Origin of the sequence: Desulfobacter hydrogenophilus (assembly GCF_004319545.1) — a bacterium.
In the GTDB taxonomy this organism is placed as follows: domain Bacteria; phylum Desulfobacterota; class Desulfobacteria; order Desulfobacterales; family Desulfobacteraceae; genus Desulfobacter; species Desulfobacter hydrogenophilus.
On record NZ_CP036313.1, the window covers coordinates 1,134,189 to 1,158,645 of the forward strand.

18 protein-coding genes are annotated in these 24,457 nt (G+C 47.5%); 4 read left to right on the forward strand and 14 right to left on the reverse strand.

What is annotated here, in order from left to right:
* Positions 1-18 precede the first annotated feature (18 nt).
* The 3 genes from EYB58_RS04955 (at position 19) to EYB58_RS04965 (ending at position 2,937) form a co-directional block, all read left to right on the forward strand.
* Positions 19-849 (forward strand): tyrosine-type recombinase/integrase, encoded by an 831-nt coding sequence (locus EYB58_RS04955; RefSeq protein ID WP_111960837.1) that lies wholly within the window; start codon positions 19-21, stop codon positions 847-849.
* Positions 849-2,087, forward strand: a complete 1,239-nt coding sequence (locus EYB58_RS04960; RefSeq protein ID WP_131072012.1) for an IS91 family transposase — start codon at positions 849-851, stop codon at positions 2,085-2,087. Before EYB58_RS04955 ends, EYB58_RS04960 begins: the two co-directional genes overlap by 1 nt.
* Positions 2,088-2,565: 478 nt before the next feature.
* Entirely contained in the window at positions 2,566-2,937 is a 372-nt protein-coding gene (locus EYB58_RS04965) for a thiol-disulfide oxidoreductase DCC family protein (protein WP_111956495.1), read from the forward strand.
* A gap of 205 nt (positions 2,938-3,142) precedes the next feature.
* On the opposite strand, the gene EYB58_RS04970 is transcribed toward EYB58_RS04965, so the two are convergent.
* The 4 genes from EYB58_RS04970 to EYB58_RS23450 all read right to left on the reverse strand — a co-directional run bounded on the left by EYB58_RS04970 (position 3,143) and on the right by EYB58_RS23450 (position 8,014).
* The gene (locus tag EYB58_RS04970) at positions 3,143-4,498 is read right to left on the reverse strand and encodes an MFS transporter (RefSeq protein ID WP_111956493.1); all 1,356 of its coding nucleotides are present in this window, start codon (positions 4,496-4,498) and stop codon (positions 3,143-3,145) included.
* Positions 4,499-4,531: 33 nt separating this feature from the next.
* Positions 4,532-5,122 (reverse strand): endonuclease, encoded by a 591-nt coding sequence (locus EYB58_RS04975; protein ID WP_242637563.1) that lies wholly within the window; start codon positions 5,120-5,122, stop codon positions 4,532-4,534.
* A 546-nt stretch (positions 5,123-5,668) separates the two neighbouring features.
* Positions 5,669-6,373 (reverse strand): hypothetical protein, encoded by a 705-nt coding sequence (locus EYB58_RS04980; protein ID WP_111956491.1) that lies wholly within the window; start codon positions 6,371-6,373, stop codon positions 5,669-5,671.
* 216 nt (positions 6,374-6,589) lie between these two features.
* Entirely contained in the window at positions 6,590-8,014 is a 1,425-nt protein-coding gene (locus EYB58_RS23450; protein ID WP_207309132.1) for a DUF6399 domain-containing protein, read from the reverse strand.
* A 427-nt stretch (positions 8,015-8,441) separates the two neighbouring features.
* Here EYB58_RS23450 and EYB58_RS04990 point away from each other — a divergent pair, with 427 nt between their 5' ends.
* Entirely contained in the window at positions 8,442-8,666 is a 225-nt protein-coding gene (locus EYB58_RS04990) for a hypothetical protein (protein ID WP_111956489.1), read from the forward strand.
* Between the two features lie 801 nt (positions 8,667-9,467).
* On the opposite strand, the gene EYB58_RS04995 is transcribed toward EYB58_RS04990, so the two are convergent.
* The 10 genes from EYB58_RS04995 to infB form a co-directional block, all read right to left on the reverse strand.
* A complete protein-coding gene (locus EYB58_RS04995; protein ID WP_111956487.1) occupies positions 9,468-10,616 on the reverse strand; it encodes a DUF362 domain-containing protein in 1,149 nt (382 codons plus the stop codon).
* Positions 10,613-13,735, reverse strand: coding sequence for an efflux RND transporter permease subunit (locus EYB58_RS05000; protein ID WP_111956485.1), 3,123 nt, complete (start codon positions 13,733-13,735; stop codon positions 10,613-10,615). Before EYB58_RS05000 ends, EYB58_RS04995 begins: the two co-directional genes overlap by 4 nt.
* Positions 13,735-14,919, reverse strand: coding sequence for an efflux RND transporter periplasmic adaptor subunit (locus EYB58_RS05005; RefSeq protein WP_111956483.1), 1,185 nt, complete (start codon positions 14,917-14,919; stop codon positions 13,735-13,737). The genes EYB58_RS05000 and EYB58_RS05005 overlap by 1 nt, the downstream gene beginning before the upstream one ends.
* A gap of 3 nt (positions 14,920-14,922) precedes the next feature.
* Positions 14,923-16,374: an efflux transporter outer membrane subunit gene (locus EYB58_RS05010; RefSeq protein WP_111956481.1), complete on the reverse strand. Its 1,452-nt coding sequence runs from the start codon at positions 16,372-16,374 to the stop codon at positions 14,923-14,925.
* Positions 16,375-16,438: 64 nt separating this feature from the next.
* A complete protein-coding gene (locus EYB58_RS05015) occupies positions 16,439-17,227 on the reverse strand; it encodes an MBL fold metallo-hydrolase (protein ID WP_111956479.1) in 789 nt (262 codons plus the stop codon).
* Positions 17,205-19,307, reverse strand: a complete 2,103-nt coding sequence (gene pnp / locus EYB58_RS05020) for a polyribonucleotide nucleotidyltransferase (protein ID WP_111956477.1) — start codon at positions 19,305-19,307, stop codon at positions 17,205-17,207. Before pnp ends, EYB58_RS05015 begins: the two co-directional genes overlap by 23 nt.
* 334 nt (positions 19,308-19,641) lie before the next feature.
* The gene (gene rpsO, locus EYB58_RS05025; RefSeq protein ID WP_111956475.1) at positions 19,642-19,911 is read right to left on the reverse strand and encodes a 30S ribosomal protein S15; all 270 of its coding nucleotides are present in this window, start codon (positions 19,909-19,911) and stop codon (positions 19,642-19,644) included.
* 149 nt (positions 19,912-20,060) lie between these two features.
* A complete protein-coding gene (gene truB / locus EYB58_RS05030) occupies positions 20,061-21,014 on the reverse strand; it encodes a tRNA pseudouridine(55) synthase TruB (protein ID WP_111956473.1) in 954 nt (317 codons plus the stop codon).
* Complete coding sequence (rbfA, locus tag EYB58_RS05035; protein WP_111956471.1) at positions 21,011-21,421, reverse strand: 30S ribosome-binding factor RbfA; 411 nt, start codon at positions 21,419-21,421, stop codon at positions 21,011-21,013. The genes truB and rbfA overlap by 4 nt, the downstream gene beginning before the upstream one ends.
* A 12-nt stretch (positions 21,422-21,433) precedes the next feature.
* On the reverse strand, positions 21,434-24,439 hold the full coding sequence (gene infB / locus EYB58_RS05040; RefSeq protein WP_111956469.1) for a translation initiation factor IF-2: 3,006 nt from the start codon (positions 24,437-24,439) through the stop codon (positions 21,434-21,436).
* Between the last annotated feature and the right edge of the window lie 18 nt (positions 24,440-24,457).

The following is a 24,457-nucleotide window of genomic DNA, read 5'->3' on the forward strand; positions in this document are numbered from 1 at the left end:
ATAATTCAGGAGGAAAAGATGACACAACTTCGCCAACAATTTGATCGACACATGACTCTTCACCGGCTTTCGCCAAAAACAAATGCGGCGTATATGAATGCGGTAAAATTGCTTGCCGCGCACTACAAGCAAGCACCGGATCAACTGACCGATTCCCAGATCCAAGATTATCTCGACTATATTATTGCAGACCGACAACTGGCCTGGAGTAGCTGCAATGTACAGTTCTCAGGGATAAAGAGATTTTACAGGCATGTATTAAAACGGGAGCCCAAGATTTCCATACCGCCCCGGCCTCAGGAAAGGAAAATCTTCATGGCACTGAGCCGGGAAGAAGTGGCGCAAATACTGAATGCCTGCACCAACCCCAAGCATTATGCCCTTCTTCTGGCCACATACAGCGCAGGATTGCGGGTCAGTGAAGTTGTAAAGCTCCAACCGATACACATTGAAAGATCCCGCAAAATGATACGGATAGAGCAAGGTAAAGGCAGAAAAGACCGGTATACAGTCTTGTCAGATACCTTACTAAAGACTCTGGAAGACTACTGGCGGCTTTTTAAACCGAACGAATGGATCTTTTTCGGCAAAACCAGATCAAAACCGATGCCAGTTGAGACAGCTCAGAAAATTTATTACACGGCCAAGTTAGAAGCCGGTGTAAAACGTGGCAAAGGCATACATACCCTTCGTCACTGCTTTGCGACTCACCTTCTCGAACAGGGAACCCGGACACATGTACTTCAGCAGATGCTCGGTCATAAATCCATCAGAACCACGGCAAAGTATCTTCACATCAGCAATGAGGCCATATCCCAAGTTGTCAGCCCGGCTGACGTGGTGCTTTAATGATCGGAGAATGCTGCAATAAAAGCAGCAGACCCGAACATGACATTGCCGATATCTTCAGACACGCTGGGCAACGCTTTTTGGAAACTTTCGGAGCTTCACACGAACAGATAAAGGTCATGAATAAAATCATTACCTGCCGAACAGCTGCTTTAGGAGGCCATATAGACGCTTGCCCTGACTGCGATTTCCAAAAGAACTCCTACAACTCCTGCAGGAACCGGCACTGCCCCAAATGCCAGACCATGACCAAGGAAAAATGGTTAGATAAACGGGTGTCAGAACTATTGCCTGCCACCTATTATCATTTGGTGTTCACACTGCCCCACAACCTGAATCCTATCATCCTCTGTAATATGAAGCCGTTGCTGGACCTGCTGTTCTCCTCGGTAAATCAGACCATTAAACAATTTGCTACCGATCCCCAATGGAGACTCCAGGGGCAGGCTGGCTTTATTGCCGTATTGCATACATGGAACCAGACCATCCTGGACCATTTTCATCTGCACTGCCTTGTTCCCGGCGGTGTGCTGTCAGAAGACAAAACCCAATGGACCCCATCCAAAACGAATTTTCTATTCAAGACAGCCTCCATAGTAAAGGCGTTCAAGGGCATCTACATCAAAGGACTCAAGCAACTATACCAGGACGGGGATCTCAAGTTCCCGGGTAATACGGCCAAGTACGGCACCCGTTCTGGTTTCAACCGCCTGATCAAAATTATCCGGAAAAAGAAATGGTCCGGTTACGCCAAGGCCCCTTGTTCCGGCCCTGAAAAAGTCCTGGAATATTTAGGAAGGTATACCCATAGAGTCGCCATTTCAAATTACCGTATCAAATCCTTTGAAGACGGCAAAGTTGTGTTCACCTGGAAGGACCGGGCTCAAAATGATGCCATAAAAGAGATGACTCTTGATGCTGTGGAGTTCATCAGACGGTTCCTGCTTCATGTGCTACCCAGAGGGTTTAAAAAAATCAGGCACTTTGGTTTTCTATCCCCCCGGTACAAAGCAGTGAACATAAAACTGATCCGAAAATTGACGGGTGATAAGTTCAAAGAGCCAGCACATCCTGAAAATGAGTCAGTAGAAGAAATGATGCACAGACTGACCGGCATTGACATTAAAGCATGCCCCAAATGTGGCAAAGGCCGCCTGACAAGACTTTACGAGTTGCTGCCGGTATATATTGGCTATATTGTCCCAAATAAAAAGGTGGCTGCCTGGGATACTTCTTGACCCTAATCTTTGATCTAAAACAACTTGTGGCAAAGGCAATGGCTTCAGGCCATACCCATGAGGTGCGTCGAAAACCCGGCACAATACAAACAAGTACCGCCTATATCCGTAGAGCAGAATATATGCAGCAGTTCAAAACCGAATCGTTGAGCATTTACCATCAAAATCACACCAAATTATCCTTGCACAGTCTGCCAGCAATCGATATAAACCCCATAGTGAAAACACTCGTTACCGGCCCTGACCACCGGCTCTGTTCAACAACGTTTTATCAATAATCCCGCTCGTTGAAACAACCGGTTCAGCATTACCAAAAGATTTTGGTGGATCTAATTGTCGTGCCTTTTCTGTGGGCGGGACTATATGATAAAACGCTTTTAGTTATATTCAAAAAACAAAATGGACAAAGATATTTCTTCAATCGTAAAAACTCTTCAACTGACTATAATGCTTAGCAATATTCTCGAAAGGTTTTAAAATGGACGAGAACAAAGACATGATCACCGTCTATTATGATGGTGCATGCCCAGCATGTGTTAAAGACAGGGATCGCTATGAAAAACTTGCTGGTAGCGCAGGAAAAAATGTGTTTTGGTTTGATATTACAGGGCAAAAGGAGCGAATGCATGAATTCGGCATTGACCCTCAAAAAGCCTTAATGGAGCTTCACGTTAAAAATACGGATCAACAGATCCTTTCAGAGATCGATGCATACATCCTGCTTATGAATAAAGTGCCGATGTTGAGACCCCTGGCATGGCTGATAGGTCTTCCGTTGATTCGCCCGATGCTCTCAAAAGTATATCACGGGAAGGTTAATTCCAGATTAAAGCGCAGTGGAAGACTGTGAGCATTATCGAATGCAACCCAAGTACGAATAACAGGCGATCGGAGTCGGGCCGACCTAACAGGCTGAAATAAAAGTAAAGGCCCTTTAAAACAAGGCTTATCCAGAATCCAGATTCATGAGGCTTAGGCGCTGCAAAACTCTCATCACCGGGTCAAACTGTCCCGCCTTATGTCGGTAGGGGGGAATCTGATCGCGCTTATGAACTTTATTTAGTTATTTTCATTTCTCGTAACCGCCACCAGCTAAAAGAGACTATAATAATAAAAACGACAAGTCCATACCATGGGAAATAACTGATACCATCGATGAAGGCCAGATCGGCAACTTGTTCTGTCGTCCAATTCGGATGGGTATTGCTATTTTGCAGTTTTAAGGTTGCAATCATTGTGGCAAAAGCAAAGCCGATGAAACCATAGGCCAGATTAAAAGTAAAACCTTTGAAGCTGAGCACTGTTGCTCGTTGGTGAGATGCCGTTATCTGGTTGAGATAATAACTGGTGAGAAAAGAGACTAAAGTAAGACCTACGAAGATGAAGGCAACAGGTATGAGTCCCCAGTATGGATAAAATCCGGTAAGACCGATAAGGCCGTAACCACTAATAGCAAAAACAATGAACATATTCCTTTTTGGACTATAGTTTTCCGCCATATGTTCAGCAACTTTTGGGGTTATTAGGCCAAGGATGGCAATGGCTGAACCGATAATTCCATAACTTGCTTCCGGCAGGTTGATGAGTCTGAAGTACTGGCTTGTCATGGTCACTATCATTCGAAGTATATGATCAAAATACATACCGAATAAAATAATAACCAGAGCAAAAGGGGTGCGCCAAATCCATTTTCCTGCACACATAGTTTTCTTAAATGCTGCTCCTGTTTTGAACTTTGTTGTTGTTTCTTCGGGTTTTGCCTCTTCCATTTTAAAAGCCGTGATAGTGGCAAGTATGGCCAGTACAAGAGTGAAATAAATCGGGAAGCGCATTGTTGTTTGCTGACTAAGGATGAGATCAAATCCAAGCCAGAAAAGTACAGCATTGACCGCTTTAGGGTCGTATGCGAGGGCACCTAAAGTCATGGTGGCAATAGAGGCGATTGAACGAACACGCATCTGCAGGCTGAGAACCTTAGGCCAACCTTTCTCAAGTTTTTTAGACACCAACGTGTCGTAAGCAATCGCTTCATCTGCGCCACTAGCCATTGCTTCGGCGAGACCGCTTAGGACACGGTTAAGTAAAAATGCCCAAAAAATGAGAGTCCCATTGCCAAGAGGTACAAATGCCAGAAGGGACAATTCAAGGACCATAAGAAGAGATGTGGTCACAATGAGATTTTTTCGGCCAAGGATGTCCGCAAGCGCACCTGATGGGACTTCTGCACATACGATGGTAATGGCCCAAACAGTATTTAATAGCGCAAATTGTTCTATGGTAAGACCAAAGTCAAGAAATAAAATAGTGAAGACAGGATAGTAAAACCTGGCGTTGAAAAAGACCCTGAATGCAATAAAAAGTTTAATATTCTGAATTGCAAAAGGTGATGCTTGAGTTGTTTGAATTTCCATAGTTATTTTGCTCGGAGTTATTCTACTTGTATGTTAGAAAAAAATACTAAAAAATGAAACTACGGGCCTGTTTGCTGATATGCCGTCATAACTACTTCTGAACGTGCGAGGTATACTGCGACTTTTCTGACTAAAAGAGAGGGGGCTGAGACACAGTACAAGGTACATAGTTGAAATAGTCAGCCAGATCTCAATGGTAGCCTGGGTAGAGGCCATAACCTGCAGGGCCTCCTGGATAGAGATAATTGATACGATGGAGGACCATTTAATCGTGTTGAATTTATTCTTATTGCCCTGGACAGCTTCAATGTGGCGGCAGCGTTCCCTTTCCCAATCATCCACGGGGTCTGCTTTTGCCCAAGCTTTAAACAGTTTCCGATTTCTTTTAGAAAGAATCCCATGGCCAGTGTACGCATTGTCCATATAAAAGTAGATTCTGGCAATGTCTCCTCTGATTTCTGGCCGGGGCTCTGCTTTTCGTTCTGAAATTTCGATATCACATGGGCCGAACTGTCTTTCTTCACCAGGAATCATGGCATAGCTATAATTTAAGCCTAATGCGTTCACTTGTCCAATTGATAGGACCAGATTATACATGTCTGCCCGCATATACAAATATTCCATATTGACCTTCTGGGCGCAGTTTCTCCCTTTGAATGCCTTTCCTTTCTTATCAACACAATCAGGGTCACCATTTCATCATTCTCGAAACGATTGCCCAAAGGCATGTGACGGCATAACATGATCCCATTCAATTTTGTCTGCCCGTTTCCGGTACTTCACAGCCGGGGAAAACTTGTCGGCTTTGAATATTACCCTTTTTTCCAATGCGAATACTTTACCGGCATTTCGCGCAAATAAACTATACACCGGTATTTGAATGTTTTCCCCAGAGGTTAACGATGGTTTGGTTAAGTCGATGGAAGATATCAAGGACCGAGCTTTAACAAAAGTATCGAACGCCCTTTGAATAAATGCTATGGGCTAACAATCATAGACATATTGTGGGGTTCTCTTTTCCTCAAAAATATATAAAAATTAGCTTTATACGGGGTTTGAAGCCCTATAAAGATGCTCATACCGGGTGTAAGCTTCTCAATGACTTTCTCCGGCTGTGCAATCTTGTCCTTCCATGTCGTATTTGGGTTTCCATATTGTACGGCCTCCGTGTCACCTATGGCATAACTTAAGCAAGAAACTTGGGTCGGATTCAAAAAGAGAAGATTTAATTTCTGTAATATAATCAGGTAAGCTTGCCTCAGCCCAATTTTTAATTGCCGATTTTTTAAAAAAAGATCGACAGGCATTGTAACAACAATTCATGTCAGGGAGGGAATAGGCAACCTTTATATTTACAGTTTGAAAAGGGGGATAAGATTCAGATGATTCTTTTATTTCTTCAAAGTACCAGCTTCCGGTCCCCCTTCTGGCTGTAAAATTTAAATTCAGTCCCGGCAAAGCCTGGCTTGAGTCGTAAAAGTCAATTAACACCAGTTTACGGGGATATGCTGTTATTGCTCTGACAATTTTCTCAAAATGTTCCGGCGTATTCCAAAATGCAGAAATCCGGCATACCATCAGCAAGAAAGTTGCAGGTGTAGACGCGGCATAGGAACAGATATCACTTGTTATTATATCTTTTACAGGGCTGGGTTTGTTTCTGAGCTGTTCGGTTACAACCGGTGATGAGTCAATAAAAGTCAAAGGCCGGTCATATGATAAATCTATTGCGGTATCTGAAAAACCAGCAAATAGAATATCACCTGAACTGCCTTTGAGTTCAGCTTTAATCTTTTGGGATATATAAAATGGATTATGAAATGCTCTGTATATGCAATTCCAGTTTACCGATCCCAAATAATCATCCCCGGCCATTTTTGCTCCAATCTCTCAGGAGGAATTGAAAAGCAATTTACTCCCCATTTTTATTGATATCACTGGCTGAGTAATTCTGGCAAATCAAATTATCAGATTTATAGAACAATCTTTCCTTTGGCAGTGAATGAGGCCACCATTTCATGGGCTTTGACGGCATCTTACAATTTTATGGGTGGGGCATGAACCTTTAAGTTCCCTTTAGCGGCTACCGATTTAAGCCGGGACAGTTTGTAATTTCAAATAGTTATTTGAGGTAGTGTTTTTATACTGCCGTGGCAAAGGCAAATCATCCATTCTATGAACAACCCATTCAAAAAGGTCTGGAAATTCTTTACCAAATAATCGATTGGCCGCAGTTGTACCGTCAAATCTTTTCAATGTAAAATTATGAATAATGGTTAATGCTTTCAGACGTTCGGGCAAAAGCCCTCTTCCGTTATGATGGCGTTGAGAAAGATAACCGTTTCGTCCTTCGACGGCTGAAGAAGTCCTTTGAAAATTTGAAACCATCCACTCCGCCCATAACTGCCAGGTTTTATTTCCAATTTGAATTGGTGTCGATAAATCCTCTTCCAGTTGTATTCGAGCAAGACTCAACGCCGATGTGCACTCTTTTTTCAAATCGGGATTTTTTGTTTTCGATGTTTGCTTTTCCCAGTAAACATAGGGTAAAAAGATCTCAAGAAGCCATGCCTTGCATTTTTCATCTATCTCATATTGGGCAAGGCTTTCATCTGCCAGCAACCACCAATAATCGATTAGCCAAGCAATATCTTCAATCTGGCGACCAAATTTTCCCAAACGATCATTTTTATCATTGATACAGTACTTTGCCCGCAACAGAGATAGGTTTGCCAAGTTTTCCGACAGGTTCTCTTTTAAATCTGTTGAACTTTTTACACTATTTGTCTTCATATCAAATGGGTGAACGGCTTTTGATATGTCGTGAAGGGCGGTATGGTAAGATTTTTTACCTTCTGCTATATGCATCTGCTCATGTTTCAGTTTCTGAATTAATGCTTTTTGCGCACTGATTTTATTAACATTTCCAGCTACCTCCTTCAGGAGAGCTAAAGCCAGCAAGGCCTTATCTGTTTTCTTTTTGAGGACCGATATCTTTTTACCGAAAGCTGATCCAAATGTTTTTACAATTTCATATTCAGCATGAAATAGATCCGGAATACTCGGACAATTAAATCCTGTTTCACTCAGTTTTATCAATGCTTTTGCACGATCACTGACAAAATATTGAATATCAAGATTAAAGTTTTTTACAACAGTATTTGTTTTTTCAAACCATGTTTTATAGGTTCTATTATCGCTGGCTTCTTCAAAGAAAATGTACCCTGAAGATAGATCCATTAACACCAGGATCATTTCTTCAAAAAAGGTTTCATCAACACCCCCAACAATTTTAAGCGGTTTTACTGACATCTCAGATGATTGATGGATTTCCTGAAACTCAATTATAAGCTTTTCAATCTTCTTCCGCATAACTTTAATTGATGGAGCAGAGACACCAACATGTTTTTCAAGACGCAAAAGTTGAAAGAAATCAGAAATCATGTCAGCGCCGACACCGTGCCGGATTCCAAAATGAAAAATGGTTCCAAAAACAAGCAACTTTAGCCATGCCATTCCTTCAGCGCTTTCCCAAAAATGTGATTCAGGGTGAAGATTTCGTTTTTGAACAGCAATAACAATTCGATGTGCACTACTTTTTGATATTTCAACAAATTTAGCAAGTTTTCTTATAGAAACTTTGACCGGACTGCACTCGAAAAAAAAAACAACTTTTTGACTTCGTAATCGTAATGAAATATTAGAGCTCCACAATTAGCTTATTATTTTAATATCTGTGGGAGTTCTATTCAATAGGTTGAATTAAATGTCCAGTTCTTTAATCAAAACAGCGTAATCAGTTGCAAAAAAGTGTCCCGCCTTAAATCGGTAGCCGAATTTTAATATTCTTTTTGCTATCTTGGATAATCAACCCAATTGATTAAGGCAACATTGAAATATTCATGGCACATGGATCTTTATGATCACTTAGCGAAATGGAAAAATGAACAAAAAACTTCAAGATACTATAAATAAATTCATTTTGGCGGCAAAAATGATTGATGGTGCAGAGTATGCGGTCTTTGAGTTATCAGATGAAATAGGAAATTGTGTGATTCTTACCGGAGAAATATTGGATGACAATACTCGTGACAAAATAAACGAACTTGGAAAAAAGTACGGGCTTTTAATTTTGGCCCGGAATCTAAGTATTAAATATGACAACTGAGGCGATTAATGGGAGACCTGAATTGAACGGATATGACCAAACCAAACAGCAATAGACATTTTATCTCAATCCAAAAGCGATTTGGCTCAAGCATTCTTGCATCAATATAATGTTTCAAAATAACCATGCATTCGGATGATTGCGACCAGGGAAATGAGGAAAGCCAAGGTCAACAATCATGTTGTATTAAAAAATTTAAGTCTGAGTTTCAAACCGTCCTCCAATAACAAATCAAGTAAACATGCCCCCCGATGCAGGCGTTTTCTGTTCCTCTGGGATAGTTTCAAAAAATTTCCGAACATGCTCCAACTGAAAACTTGAATTTTAACAGGCTGGATGTGACGCTCCTAAAAAATTGAGAATCTGCTTTTCTAGAATTCTAATCAACTGGTAATCTTTGAGTAAGGTCCCGGTCATTTGCGGCTGATATAAAAAACTTATCCATTGAAGGATGTAAACAATAGCCCTTCAATTTAACATAATTTTTTTCTCTCCCCTTTATAACCGGGCTCTTCACATGGTGAAGACCCGGTTTCTTTTGTTTAGTGCAAGCATGAAAATTGATCCCCCAATACTACTCTATTAGCACATATTCTAAAATGAATTGAGAAAAACAAAGGCGACCGGTATATAAGCTCGCCCAGGCCTATCTGAAAGCAGCATTCAATACCAGAAGCATTGAGGATTATTCGTTATATATAAGGGGCAGATATTTATATTTTCTTCCTCCATCTCGTGGATAAGCCCCATATCGAACACTTCATACTGCTGAAAAAAATATCTGCCTGACGCGTCGGATGATCAATAAGGCATTATGGCCCGCAACCGCTCAGCAATTCCCACCAGCGCGCCTGTTTTAAAATGAATAGCATTCGCCGGGCAGACCTCCTGGCAGCAATAACAACGGATACAGGTCATATGATCAATGACAGCCCGGCGCTCAGCCACAAACTCAAGACTTCCCGGCGGACAGACCGCTGCGCATTTGCCGCAGTCCCGGCACAAGTCAGGGTCCTGAACCGGCCGGGAGGTCAGATGTCTGCGTATCAATCCAGATACAAAGCCCGGCACCATCATGGCTGATTCCAATACCGGCAATTGAAATTCTTTGGGAGTTAATCCATTTGGGTCGTCACCAACCATCTGTGTATCGGAACCATCGGATCGGACAAGGCTCCGGCGTACCGCGGCATTATACAACGGAAAACTTGCCGGATGGACGCCCAGCAAAGGTGCCAGAGCCAAATCCATGACCAGGGGATCACAGGAGGCGGCCAGAAAGCCTAAATGGCAGGGCGTACCGTTATTGGGTCCCCGGCCCTGCATACCCCAGACACCGTCGAGGATTGTCAGGGCCGGTTTGACCGTGCGGCAGATATCCAGCAAAAGATCGGCAAACATGATCCGATCTGCCCCGGCGTGCATATGCCACTGGCTTTTACGCGGGCCCACCACGGTACCGAAAAGATTTTTAACTCCCATGGTTAAAAGCATCATGCAATGGGTCTTGAGTTTGGGCAGGTTGATGACCACATCGGCAGTCAGTGCGGTCTCTTCCAGTTCCAGGGCATGGTATATAGAGCCTTCGGGCGTTTTGGCCAGGATGGGCCGGCAAAATTCAATCAAATCTGCCCCAAGCTCATCAGCCACCTCTTTCATGCCGGTAATCCGGGAAATGCGAGACACCTTGTCAATGGCCGGACTGTCTCCGATGACGACCCGTCCCCCGGCCTTTAACACCAATTTTCCCACGGTACGCACAACAGCCGGATCCGTGGTCACCCGATGCGCCAAAGGCGCGGCACTGAGCAAATTGGGTTTGAGCAGCACACGCTGTCCGGGACGCACAAACTTTTCCATGCCCCCGCACAACCTCACGGCCCGCTCCACGGCAGATACCACATTTGCCGCATCATAATCCGGACATGCACAAAGCGCCACCCTGGTCATAAAGGCTGTTCTTTTTCATTTTGAAAAAAGTCTTTAATATCCTCCAATATCAGGTACAGACAAGGCACAAGCCCCAAGGTAATCACCGTGGCAAACAAAATACCGAACCCGAGAGAGATGGCCATAGGAATAAGAAACTTTGCCTGGCGCGACGTTTCCATGATAATCGGCGCCAGGCCGCCACATGTGGTTAAGGTTGTCAAAAGAATGGGCCGGAACCGCTGTATTCCGGCAGCCCTGACCGCGGCCGCCACAGGCATCCCCCCGCGCACCAGCCGGTTGGAAAAATCAATGAGCACCAAAGAATCATTGATCACCACACCGGACATGGCCACAACGCCGAACAGACTCATAACGGAAAGGGAATACCCCATGATAATATGGCCCGCCACAGCCCCGATAATGCCAAAGGGAATACAGAGCATGATGATCAAGGGCTGGAAATAACTTTTAAAGGGAATGGCCAGCAGCGCAAACACACAAAATAATGATAGGCCCAGGCCTTTGACCAAAGCGCCTACACTCTCCTTGAGATCTGCCTGTTTACCCTTAAATTCGTATGACAGGCCCGGATATCCTTTCATAAGTGAGGGCAAGATCTCCTGCTTCATATCCCCGATAATATTCTCGGACATCGACTGGGGGGTAACATTGGCTGAGACCTGAATCTCACGCCGCCCGTCACTCCGGCTGATCACGGTATAGGCCCGCCCCTTGATGGTTTTAATGGCATCCCGAAGCATGATCTCCCCGTTTGGGGCATTGAGCACATAATTTTCAAATGCGGTTTCGGAAATGCGTTCATCTGCTGCCAGCCGAACCCTTACCGTGACCTCGTTTCTTCCCCGTTGGTTTTTCACCGCCTCGATCCCCTGGTAAGCACTTCGGATTTTGCCGGCAATGGTTTCCGGGGTAAGTCCCATGCGGTGACCGGCAGGGGTCAGGGTGATATCAAACTGCCGTTTTCCCTGGGCAGATCCGTCATCAATGTCCGAAACCATGGGGTACTCACCCAGACGCAGGGCAAGATCCTCACCGGCCCGATTCAGAATATCCGCATCCCGGTGGCTCAGGGCAATGGTCAGCGATTTGCCGGAACCGGGACCACCTCGGTTGGCTTCAAAGGTAATGGTCTCCAAACTGGGAATCGAGCCGGTTTTTTCCCGCCAAATACGGGTGACCTCGGAGGTGGAGATAGGGCGCACATGGGGATCAGTCAGATAAATCCTGGCCTGGATACTATTTTCACTGACTTGGGAAAAAATCCCTGTGGACAGATCTTGCTTGCCATTTTCATCCACGGTCTTTTGAGCCGATGCCACCAGGTGGGTTTCCACTTGCCGCACCTTGCTTTCGGGCGTGCCATAGGGCAGGTAAATTTCACAATAGGCGTAATCGGATTCAACTTTTGGAAACAAAACCATACCCATTTTTCCGGATTTTACATATCCAAAAGTGATCAGCAACAGGGCAAGCCCCAGGGCAAAAACCGTATACCGCCAGGAAAGCAGTACGGACAAAACCCGGCCATACACTGATTTGACCGTGGTTTCAAATTTTGCCGAAAATCGACCCTGCCAGGCTTCAAGAATATTCAAAGGAAAGAACAAAGGGCGGCTGGCATGACTTAAATGGGCTGGCAGGATAAACAGGCTTTCGATTAAGGAGACACCAAAAACGGCCACCACCACCAGGGGCATGGATTTAAAAATCTTGCCCATAATGCCGGGGATAAACATGATGGGCATAAAGGTGACCATATTGGTGATCACTGAAAAAAACACAGGAACGGCAATGCTTCTTGCCCCCTGGATAGAAGCCTCCAGAAACCCCATGCCCTGGCGGCGGCAATAATAGATATTTTCCCCCACCACCACGGCATCATCCACCACAATACCCAAAGTAACGATAAAGGCAAACATGCTTACCATATTGATGGTAAAATCAGTTGCAGCCAAAAAGAGAAAAGAGCCTAGAAATGAAATGGGAATACCCACACTGACCCAGAAAGCCAGGCGAATTTCAAGGAACAGGGCCAGGCATAAAAAAACCAGGCCAAGGCCAAGATAGGCGTTGCCCAGTAAGAGATCCGCCCTTTGGACAAAAATTTTGGACATATCCCTGACAATGCTTAAATGAATCCCTTCAGGCAAGTCCGCATTAATAATTTTCAGCATCTTTTGGGTGGCGTCAGCCACCTGGGTGGGGGTCTGTTTACCCACCCGGTAAACCGCTATGGTAACGGCCCGCTTACCGTTAAATGAGGCCCAGGTATCCGAATCCTCAAAACCTTCGCGGACCGTGGCAATGTCCGATAACACCAGCTGGGACCCGTCCTCCCGGGTGAAAATCGGCAATTTTGCATATTGTCGGGCATAGTCTTTGCGAGATTTAATGCGAAGCAGAATATCACCGCCCCCGGACTTGATAGCCCCACCGCCCAGTTCCACAGACGCCGTGGAAATGGCATCAGCCACATCGGACAGGGTCATACCGTAACGCCGCAGGGTATTGGTGGAAATCTCCACCAGGATCTCCCGCTCCCTGACGCCCTCCAGGGCCACCTGGGTGATTGCAGGATCTGATAAAAACCTGTCCCTGATATCGTCGGCAAGGTCCCGCATGGTGGTTTCCGGCGCATTCCCGTAAAGTGCCAGACGCACCACTTCCCGCTGCCGGGAGGTGATGGTGACCACCGGGTCTTCCGCCTCATCCGGAAAGGTGTCAATCCGGTCCACCTCACTTTTAATCTCCTGCCACAACCGGGTGACATCAGCCCCGTCAAGGGCTTCTATGATGACCGACGCACTGCCTTCTAGTGCCTCGGATGTAATCTCATCAATGCCTTCAAGATCCCGCACCGCCTCTTCCACAGCCAAAATAATACCGGACTCCACCTCTTCGGGACTGGCTCCGGGATAGGCCACTGAAATACTTACCGTATCCAGAGAAAATTCGGGGAATACCTCCTGCTTGATGTTAAAGACCATGAAAAGGCCGCCCACAAGGAAAACCGCCATGAACAGATTGGCGGCCACAGTATTACCGGCCATCCAGGCGATGGCACCCCTTGGCCCGTGTTCTGCTGGACCGGGAGAACCCGGATTATGTTCAGACATTATGGGCTCTCCTGTAAAGCCAGGGTCAAGGCCATGCCCGACACAGGTGCGGAAAGATCAGAAGAGATCACAAAGTCACCCGGAAAAAGTCCGGACTGAATAAACACCCGGTCATTTTCAATCCACACCGGGGCCACCTTGCGGATATCCAGGCGCCCGTCATTATATATCCATAAACTGGAATCCTCCCGGACCAAAGTCCGGGGCAGGGAAAACACATTGTCAAAGGCCTGGCCTTGGATGAATGCTTCCACATGATCGTTCAGCAGCATGGCGGGACGACCTTTGGCAGGCCCAAGTCCTAAAGGATCATCCACCTGGATAATAACGCCTGCCATGCGACTTTGCTCGGTCACAGTTCCGGTGGTCCGCACCACACGACCCTCCCATTCCCGGCCCGCATAAAGGGAGCGGATACGAGCTGGACTGCCGTTGGTTTCATGGACCCGAATCCGGTCCAAACGGTCCAAAGGCACCTGGACTTCCACCTGGTAGCAGGTCACGTCCACCAGGGTAGCAAGGGTTCCCTGAGCTGCGGTCATGGCCCCTTCATCCACCTGTTTGGACAACACCAGGGCGTAGAATGGGGCAATTATTCTGGTCCGTTCCAGGTCCAGGCGTGCAGCGTCAAGATCGCTTTTGGCACTTGCCACGGCAGCCTGGGCCTGCTCAAGCTGGGGTTCTCGGAGCACCAGACTGGTCTCCGGTATCTCATTAGGCGACATTGTGGCCATGAGCTTGAGCTCTTCTTTTGCAATCTGCTGCTGGCCCTTTTCAATTTCAAAATCAGCCTGGGCCTGGGCCAATGCGCTTTGGGCCTTGTTCACGGCAAGCGTATAGTCAGCCGGATCAATCCGGACCATGGCCTGACCCTTACGGATCAATCCCCCCTGGACAAATTCCGGGGCCACCTGGATGACCGTGCCGGCCACCTGGGATTTAATTTCCACTTCCCGGTCCGGCTGGACTGTACCCATGGCCCTGATCTGTGCCGTGACCCGATCGGGATTCACTTTTATGATATCCACCACTGGCGCGGTTTTCTCAGCAGGTTTGCGTTTAAATTTCACTGCTTTTGATTTGTAGTACCAAAATCCGGCAACCCCTAAGGCAATCAGGCACACAGGCAGAATAATTTTCAAAAGGATTACACTCAGGGACGTCTGTGAAGCAGTCTGATTCATAAATCACTTGGCTCCGGTATTATTATGTTGTGCCGGGACGGCGTTAAAAAAAGAACCTTGCCGACCTGTTACTTTATAAAGCGCAATGCGTTCTTTGACATAGGTAGCCTGCTCGCTGACCAGCTGACGTTCCAGGAGTTCCATGGAAGCCCAGGCCGAAAGATAGTTCAGGTAACTGCTCTGGCCGTTCAGATACTGAACCCGGGCATCCTGCAGGGTCACCTTGACTGCTGAAAGCTCCTGCTCTAAAAGACTAATATAGGCTTTCTGACGATCAATGGCCACCAGGGCATCCTCCACCTCGCGGATCGCGTTGGCAACGATTTTAGCATAGGTATTAACTTCTTCACGAACCACGGCCCGGGTACGTTCAATTTCGGCTTTGCGCTCCCCGCCGTCCAGCAGGGGACCTGCCAGGGCAGCGCCCAAGGAGAGCACCCAGTTCTGGAACAGCAGATCCAGGGTGCCGCTGGAAAACACAGCCGAGGCAGACAGGGTCAGTTCCGGCAACAGATCGGCCTTGGCCGCTTCCACGTCCAGGGCGGCCGCTTCAAGGCGCATCCGGGCCGCCCGGATATCGGCCCTGTTTTCGAGCAGATCAGCGGGGATACCGGGCTGGGGTACCAGAAAGGTTTGGGGAAGGTCTATAGTGGACACCGCCACAGGCATCCCGGGTGTCTGTCCCAAAGACAGGCCCATGGCATTGACCAATTGTTTTTCTTCTTTTTCAAGCAAGGGCATGGCAGAAAGCACCTGGGCCAGTGCTTGTCGCTGCTGGGAGACTTCCAAGGCCGTGGCCATGCCGTTGATAAAGCGCAATTCCTGCAGTTTCAGCGTCATCCGGTTGGCTTCTATCTGTCGGGTAAGCACTTGTATACGGGTCCGCACGGACACAATATCCACCCAGGTGTCGGCAATATCCGTGGACAGGGTCAGTGCCCCATCCTCCAAATCCTGGAGTGCAGCCAGGTATTCCAGCTCACTGGCATTGACATCGGCACGATTTTTCCCCCACAGGTCCAGGGTATACCCAGCAATCAGGGAAGCCGAATAGCTGTGATCATGGTCCGAAGAACTTGACTGACCGGGGGCTTTAAATTGGGAATAATTTCGTTCGCCTTCAAGGGAATAATCAAGGGTGGGGCCAACATTCGATTGTTCGCTTTTCACATCAGCCAGGGCCTGGTCAGCCTGGGCTTTAAGCACTTTTAAATCATGATTGGCGCCAAGACCGGTCTGGATCAGTTCGCTCAATTCATCAACGCCAAAAGCAAGCCACCACCCGCCGGCCGGATTTTCTTCACCGGCCCGGGGCGTTGCAGTATCAACCTGATGAACATAGGCATGAGGCATTTCAACGGGCATCACAGCCGCAGGATCAGGAGAAATCAGATTGCAGCCCGCAATAAAAAAAACCGACACCAGTACAATGACGATCAAAGCATAACGCATCATTTCACAACCCATTGTCTATCACTTCAAAATTATTGCCAGACAAAAATATACCATGGCCTTTGCGCTATAGCCAGATCATTTCACCGGGTTGGTCAGGTCCTGCGACATACAGAGCCGTGGACAAGGGGTCAAGATTTTTGGACATCTCTGTGGACGCTTTTTCAGGACAATTATTTTCTTCGCTTAAATGGGCAAGCACCACATGGTCAAGATCTTTGTGAAAAACTTGCGCCACCAAGTCCCTTGCATCCTGGTTGGAAAGATGGCCGGTTCGCGACTGGATTCGCTGCTTCAAATACCAGGGATAGGGACCTGCCATGAGCATTTCCGGGTCATGGTTGGCTTCAATGTAAAGGGCATTGGCATTACTTAAATGGGTTCGCACAAGATTTGTGACTACCCCAAGGTCCGTGGCAATGCCGATCTTTTTTCCCTGGTGTTCCAAGGTAAGGCCTGCAGGATCGCAGGCATCGTGGCTGATGGAAAAGGGGTTGACGACCAGGGATCCGATGTCAAAGGCAGCCCCGCATTCAAAAAGATTGATCCGGTCGATTTTGCCTAACCCCTTGCAGGCATTAAAGGTGTCGGCGGTCACATAGACAGGAATATTGAACCGACGGCTCAACACTCCTGCCCCTTTAACGTGATCGGTGTGTTCGTGGGTGATGATGATGGCTTTCAGTTCATCCGGCGTCCGTCCGACGGCAGCCAGCCGGCGCTGGATCTCTATGCCTGAAAGCCCTGCATCAACAAGTACGGCAGTATCCGGTGTGGATACAAATATGGCATTCCCCTTGCTGCCGCTGGCAAGGGGACATAGGCAGAATGAGCTATTTTCCGGCTTCTTCTGCATCTTTTTTAGCTGCTTTATAGGAAAGCTTGATTTTTCCGTCCCGGGTGATATCCAGCACCTTGACTTTGATCACTTCGCCTTCCTTGACCACATCGGTGACTTTCTTAACCCGGTAGTCTGCCAGTTCCGAAATGTGAACCAGCCCGTCAGTACCGGACTTAATATTCACAAAGGCACCAAAATCTGTAATTTTTACCACAGCCCCTTCGTAGATGGCACCGATCTCGGGATCCATGGCAATATCCTTGACCATGGCCACGGCCTTGGCGGAATCCTCTTCATTTTCAGCGGCAATTTTTACAATGCCGTCATCATTCACCTCGATGGTAGTGTTGGTATCGGCCTGTAGTGCCCGGATCACCTTGCCGCCCGGGCCAATGATATCCCGGATCTTGTCCTTGTTGATCTGGACGGATACAATTTTGGGTGCACGGGGGGATATGTCCGCCCTTGACTGATCCAGGGTATCGAGCATCTTCTGCAGGATGTGCAGACGACCGCCATTGGCCTGATTCAAAGCATCTTCCATAATCTGTTTGGACAATTCTTTGATTTTGATGTCCATCTGCAGCGCGGTAATGCCGTCTTTAGTGCCGGCAACCTTGAAGTCCATATCACCGAAATGGTCCTCGTCCCCAAGGATATCGGAAAGTACAACCGTATTGTTTTCATCAGAGACCAGCCCCATGGCAATGCCGGATACCGGCGCTTTAACAGGCACACCGCCGTCCATCAGTGCCAGGCATCCGGAACATACGGTTCCCATGGAAGAAGACCCGTTGGATTCCGTGACTTCCCCTACCAGACGAATGGTATATTCAAATTCATCATGGGGTGGAATGACCGGGGCCAAGGCCCTGTGGGCCAAGTTTCCATGGCCGACATCGCGGCGGGACGGCCCACCCGGACGTTTTACCTCGCCAACGGAAAAGGGAGGAAAATTATAATGAAGCATAAATGCCCGGGTCAAATTATTGGAGTTCAGTGTCTCCAAACGCTGTTCATCCAGACCCGAACCCAGGGTAAGGACGCCCATAACCTGTGTTTCACCCCGGGTAAACAGGGCAGAACCATGGGGCCGGGGCAGACAGCCAACTTCGCAGGTGATCTGACGAATTTCATCAAAGGCGCGACCGTCAATGCGTTTGCCTTCTTTGAGAACAATATCCCTGGACACTTTTTTCACGGTTTTGCTGAAAACTTCCTTGATCTCTTTAACTTTTTCCGGATATTCAGACTCAAATTGGGAAACAGCCTCATCCTTAAGTGCACCCAGGGCGTCCTGGCGTTCAAGTTTAGTTTTAATCTGAACCTTTTCATGAATCTTATCCCAGGCCCAATCCTGAACCTTGGCGGCAAGAGCCTCATCCTTTTCCGGCGGAATAAATTCACGCTTGGCTTTTCCCACGGTGCTTTTCAACTCTTCTTGCAGGGCAATGGCAGGCTGCATGGCTTCATGGCCAAAGAAAATGGCATCCAGCATATCCTTTTCAGATACAATATCGGCGCCGCCTTCCACCATAACAACACCGGTTTTGGAACCAGCCACGGTCAGGTCAATATCGCTTTGTTCCATCTGCTCAGGCGTAGGGTTGGCAATGAACTGCCCGTCGACCCGTCCCACTTTGATACCGGCAATGGGGCCGTCAAATGGGATGTCTGAAATTTCAAGGGCAGCAGACGCCCCGATCATGGCAAGGATGCCCGGTTCGCACAACTTATCCGTGGACATCACGGTTGCGATGACCTGGGTTTCAAAATTATAGCCATCCTCAAACAAAGGCCGGATAGGCCGATCAATGAGTCGGGCGTTTAGGGTTTCCTGTTCCGAAGGCCGGCCGATTTCCCGCCGGAAATAGTTCCCCGGGATTCTGCCGGCTGCATAAATTTTTTCCTGATATTCAACGGACAAGGGCAAAAAGCTGATGTCCTCTTTGGGATTTTTAGCAGCCACCGCCGTGACAAGCACCATGGTTTCCCCATACTGCACCATCACGGACCCGGAGGCCTGTTTGGCAATTTTTCCTGTACTGATCGTTAATTCTTTGCCGCCGATATCGGCTGAAACAACTTTTTCCATAATTTCTCCTGATAAACTAAAAATTGAGATAATGTATAGCCGGAAATAAGAATTTTATCCAACGCCGGTTCCCAAAAGAGCGAATGCTTACAATTTGGGCAAAAAGGCTATTTCCGGATGGACACTAAAAAAATGGGCGGCATAAGGTAGAAAAAGAGCTTACATATCATAAACCCGCATGTTTACCATCAAACATCTCAATGAGTGCCAAGGTTGGTTTGATAGCAAAAATGCGAACTTATATAAAAGCAATTCCCGTCTTGTACCGCCCTGCTGAAAACAAAAACCGGTTTTTGACCCAAAGCGCATCAAAAACCGGTTTAAGAAGAACATCTTATCTTCTGAGCCCGAGATTCTCGATCAATGCACGATATCTGTTAATATCTTTTTTCTTGAGATAGTCCAGAAGACGTCTGCGCCGACCGACCAGAATTAAAAGCCCCCGTCTTGAATGGTGATCTTTTTTATGGGTCTTCAAATGATCAGTCAGATAGCTGATCCTGTGGGTTAAAATGGCCACCTGAACTTCAGGTGAACCGGTGTCGGACTCATGGAGTTTGAATTTTTCAATCATCTCCTCTTTATTCTCTGCAAGTAGTACCACTGTAACACTCCTTTATTTGGAATAAATTAAAATTCGATGCCATAAATAGACAAGCAGTTCACATCAATTGCCTTTTATCCAATATTCCATTCAGAAAAAAGCCAATAAACAGCCCGGACATCGAAGAGATAGCCTGATATTTTTACCAGTTACGCATTAAAAACGCAACAATATTTGTATGTTTGTCCGGATTTATCCGGGGTTACGATGGCCAGCAGGGTATCATCGGAATCCAGAACCCGGATATCTGAAATAATATTTTGGACTTCGTTTTTATCACCGGCAATCAGCAAGTCATCGGGCATGGGTATTTCTGCCACGGACAGGGGCTGGCCATGCTTAACTTTACCGGCGATTTCATTGTCTGCAACTATAGCCGGAAGAAAATCCAGGCACTGGGACATGGATATGAACCGCGCCTCTCTATCAAAAGAAGACATCTTCTCAAAGCAATCAAGATCCTCAGCATGTTCAATCTTAAACTGCCCGGCCCGGGTACGCTGCAAGGCAGACAAATGGGCACCGCACCCCAATGCCAAGCCGATATCATGGGCCAGGCTGCGAATATAGGTCCCCCCCGAGCATGTCACAGGCATGTCAAAAACCGGATGGTTGTTCGTATCCATGCGAAAGTTTTCCATGGTAATGGACATGATTTCAATAGGCCGGGGCGGTTTCTCAATAATTTGTCCCTGGCGGGCCAGTTTATACAGGGGTTGACCTTTATGCTTCAGGGCCGAATAAGCCGGAGGGATCTGTTCCTGGTGCCCTAAAAAACCCGTCACCACATCTTTGACTTGATCTAAACCCAGAGCGGAAAGATGATCGGAAGGCGCTGTGTGGGTAACCGTACCGGTGCAATCATAGGTGTCGGTTTCGATGCCAAGGGTAACCTGGGCATAATACCCTTTCACACCTTTTAAAAAATATTTTGAAATTCGGGTGGCCTGTCCCACGGCAATGGGCAATACCCCTGTGGCAAAGGGATCCAGGGTTCCTGTATGCCCAATCTTTTTTACCTTGAGCAAACGCTTTAGCCGACTGACCACCCCGGCCGAAGAGATGCCTTTAGGTTTATTAACAACAAGAATGCCATTTTTCATTCAGCAGGATCGCCACAAGTCCCGTCCGGGGCATCGGAATCGGAGTCCGCGTCCCGGTTCTCCCCCTTGGGGGCTGCATCAATCAGTGCATCAAGACGGGCAGCCTCATCAAAGGAGTCGTCATGGATAAAACGCAGGTCCGGCATAATCCGCAAGTCCAGTTTCGGGGCAATTTTTTTCTTAATAAACCCCTTTGATCTCTGGAATCCTTCCAGGGTTTTACGGATTCTTTTTTTATCCCCGAACACCGTGACATAGACATAAGCCAAGCTCAAATCCGGGGACATTCTCACACCGGAAATCGTTGCCATCTCCATTCTGGGGTCCTGCATCTTTTTGGACAAAAGTTCTGTTATGGCCTGCTGAATCTTTATGGAGACTCGTTCGGCACGTGCATAGGGTTTCATAGGCCTGTTCCGCTATCCCTGGTATTTAACTTCTTCAACTTCATAGCATTCAATAGCATCACCCGGCTTGATATCATTATACTTCTCAAGGCCGATACCACATTCATATCCCTGTTCAACTTCCTTGACGTCATCCTTGAACCTGCGCAGGGAAGACAGTTCAGTATCACACTTGATAATACCGTCACGCAGCAGACGCACCTTCTTGCCGCGCACCACTTTGCCTTCCGTAATACCGCACCCGGCAATAGTCCCGATTTTGGGAACCACAAAGGTGTCCCGGACTTCTGCTCGGCCAATGATATTTTCCTGGAAAGTCGAAGGCATCATACCGTCAAGGGCGGCCTTGATATCATTAATTACGTCATAGATGATATCGTAGAAACGCATGTCCACGTTTTCATCCTTGGCAAATTTGCGGATCTGGGGTGCGGGGCGAACATTGAATCCGATGATAATGGCATCGGACACGGCGGCTAAAGAAACATCGGATTCATTGATAGTACCCACAGCGGAATGAACGATCTTAACCTCAACTTCTTCCTTGGCCAGATCGTTAAGGGAGTCATTAAGCGCTTCAATGGAGCCCTGAACGTCTGCCTTAACAATAAGTTTGAGTTCCTGAATTTCTGCACTGCCAAGATTTTCAAACATTTTTTGAAGATTTGCCCGACTCTTCTTAGCCAATTCCTTGGCCCGCTGTTTTTGCATACGATGACCCGCAATCTGCTTGGCATCCTTGTCTGACGCAACAGCCACAAACTCGTCACCGGCATCAGGCACGCCAGCCAGACCCACAATCTCCACAGGTGTGGAAGGTCCTGCCGATTCCACCCTGCTTCCGGAATCATCAATCATGGCCCGGATATGGCCGGAATGAAGACCACAGACAACGGGATCACCATCCCTTAAGGTGCCCTGTTTTACCAGTACGGTGGCCACAGCACCACGGCCGATGTCCAGACGAGATTCCACCACGTAGCCCGTGGCCTTCCGATCCGCGTTGGCCCGCAGTTCCAGAACTTCGGCCTGAAGCAGCACCATTTCAAGGAGTTCATCAATTCCCTTACCGGTTTTTGCGGAGACCTTTACAAAAATGACATTACCGCCCCAGTCCTCGGCCAGCAGATCATGTTCGGACAGCTCACGCATAATACGGTCCGGGTCAGCACCCACCTTGTCCATCTTATTCACAGCCACGACAACAGGTACGCCTGCAGCCTTGGCATGATTGATGGCCTCAACGGTCTGGGGCATTACACCGTCGTCGGCGGCCACCACCAGAATAACAATATCCGTAATCTGGGCACCCCGGGAACGCATGGCGGTAAATGCGGCATGGCCCGGCGTATCAAGAAAGGTGATCCGTCCGCCGTTGGGCGTTTCCACATTGTATGCACCAATGTGCTGGGTAATGCCGCCGGCCTCACCGCTTGTGATTTTAGATTCCCGGATCACGTCCAGCAATGAGGTTTTACCATGGTCAACATGCCCCATGATTGTAACCACAGGGGGGCAGGCTTCCAAAGTTCCGGTATCCTCCTCCTCGGGCACGACATTAAGCAAAGCATCTTCTTCGAAGCTTGCCTTTTCAACTTCAAAATCAAATTCAGCGGCCACAAGGGAAGCGGTGTCATAATCAATGGTCTGGTTCACCGTGGCCATTACACCCAGCCCCATAAGCTTGACAATCATTTCGTTGGCTTTGATGCCCATACGCTTGGCAAGCTCTGCCAGCTCAATCGCCTCATCTATTTTTACGCGACGTTTAATTGCCTTGGGTGTTGTAATCTGGGTTTTCTGAAAGCTGCCTTTTTTACCCTTAGGATCTTTTCTGCCTTTTTTCTTCCGGCCGCCTCTGCCCCGGTATAGGTCATTACCCTCCACAACAGATTTTTTCTTACGCCGTGTCTTCCTGGCTCCGGGGCCGTCAGTGGATTGAGGTTCATCACGGCTCTTTCCCCGCTTACGGTCATTGGGAGCCGCAGACGGCGGTAGCCCAAGGCCTTGGTCCGGAACATCCGAAGGCCCACCAGTGCGCGCCACCGGCTGTTTGCGAGCAGGCCCACCAGCGCCCGCCACTGGCTGTTTGCGGGCAGGCCGATCATGATCGTTTCCAGAGCTTGAATGATTCTCTCCGGCTTTCATTCGTTTTATATTTTCTAAAACCATGGGATCCGCCACTCTGACGATCTTGGCAGGAGTTGTTTTCTTCTTCTTCTTTTTACGTTTACTCTGGCCATTACCCTCTTCAGAAGAGTCCTCTTCACCAGGCTGCTCCGTATTCTGTTTCTGTTCCGGCGACTTTTTTCGGTCATCGCTCACCGGCTCCGACAATGATTTACCCTTCCCGGAATCTGCCGGTTTAGGCGTATCGTCTTTATTTTTAGCTTCGGATTCAACGGCTATCATAGGCTTTTCTGCATTCTCATTTTCTTGCTGTTTTACAGCATTGTCATCTTTGGCGGGGGCCTTTTCAATCTTTTCTTCAACATCCACAGCCACGTCTTCGGGCTCCAGAGGCTCTTCAACCTTAACAGGCTTGATAATTTTGGCGGGTTCGCTATTTTTGGACCCAGCTTTTTTGGCTGGCCGTTTTACATCCTTCTCTTTTTGGGATTTCGACGCATCCTCACCACCCTGGGTAACCGGTTCCTCCGCCTTCGCCGCTGCAACAGCACCATCATCCAAGCCATGTATCTTTTCATGATCACCAGGGTCTTGCACAGTCGATTCGTCGGATTCAAATGAATGATCCATATCCTCATCCCTCTCCAGTTCATCATCCTGGGATGTCGTCTTTGTCCTACGCCTACGGATTACCGACGGACGGACTTTAACCTCATTGGAGCGCTTCTTTTTACCCAATAAATTCTGTTTGACAGCCGTGACCTCACTGCTAGCCAGAGCACTCATATGGCTTTTAGCATCTATTTCCAGCTCTTTAAGCTTTTCAAGAAGCTGCTTGTTTGTCATGTTCAGATCTTTAGCTAACTCGTATACCCTGACCTTGGCCATTCGTTGCCCCCAGTAATC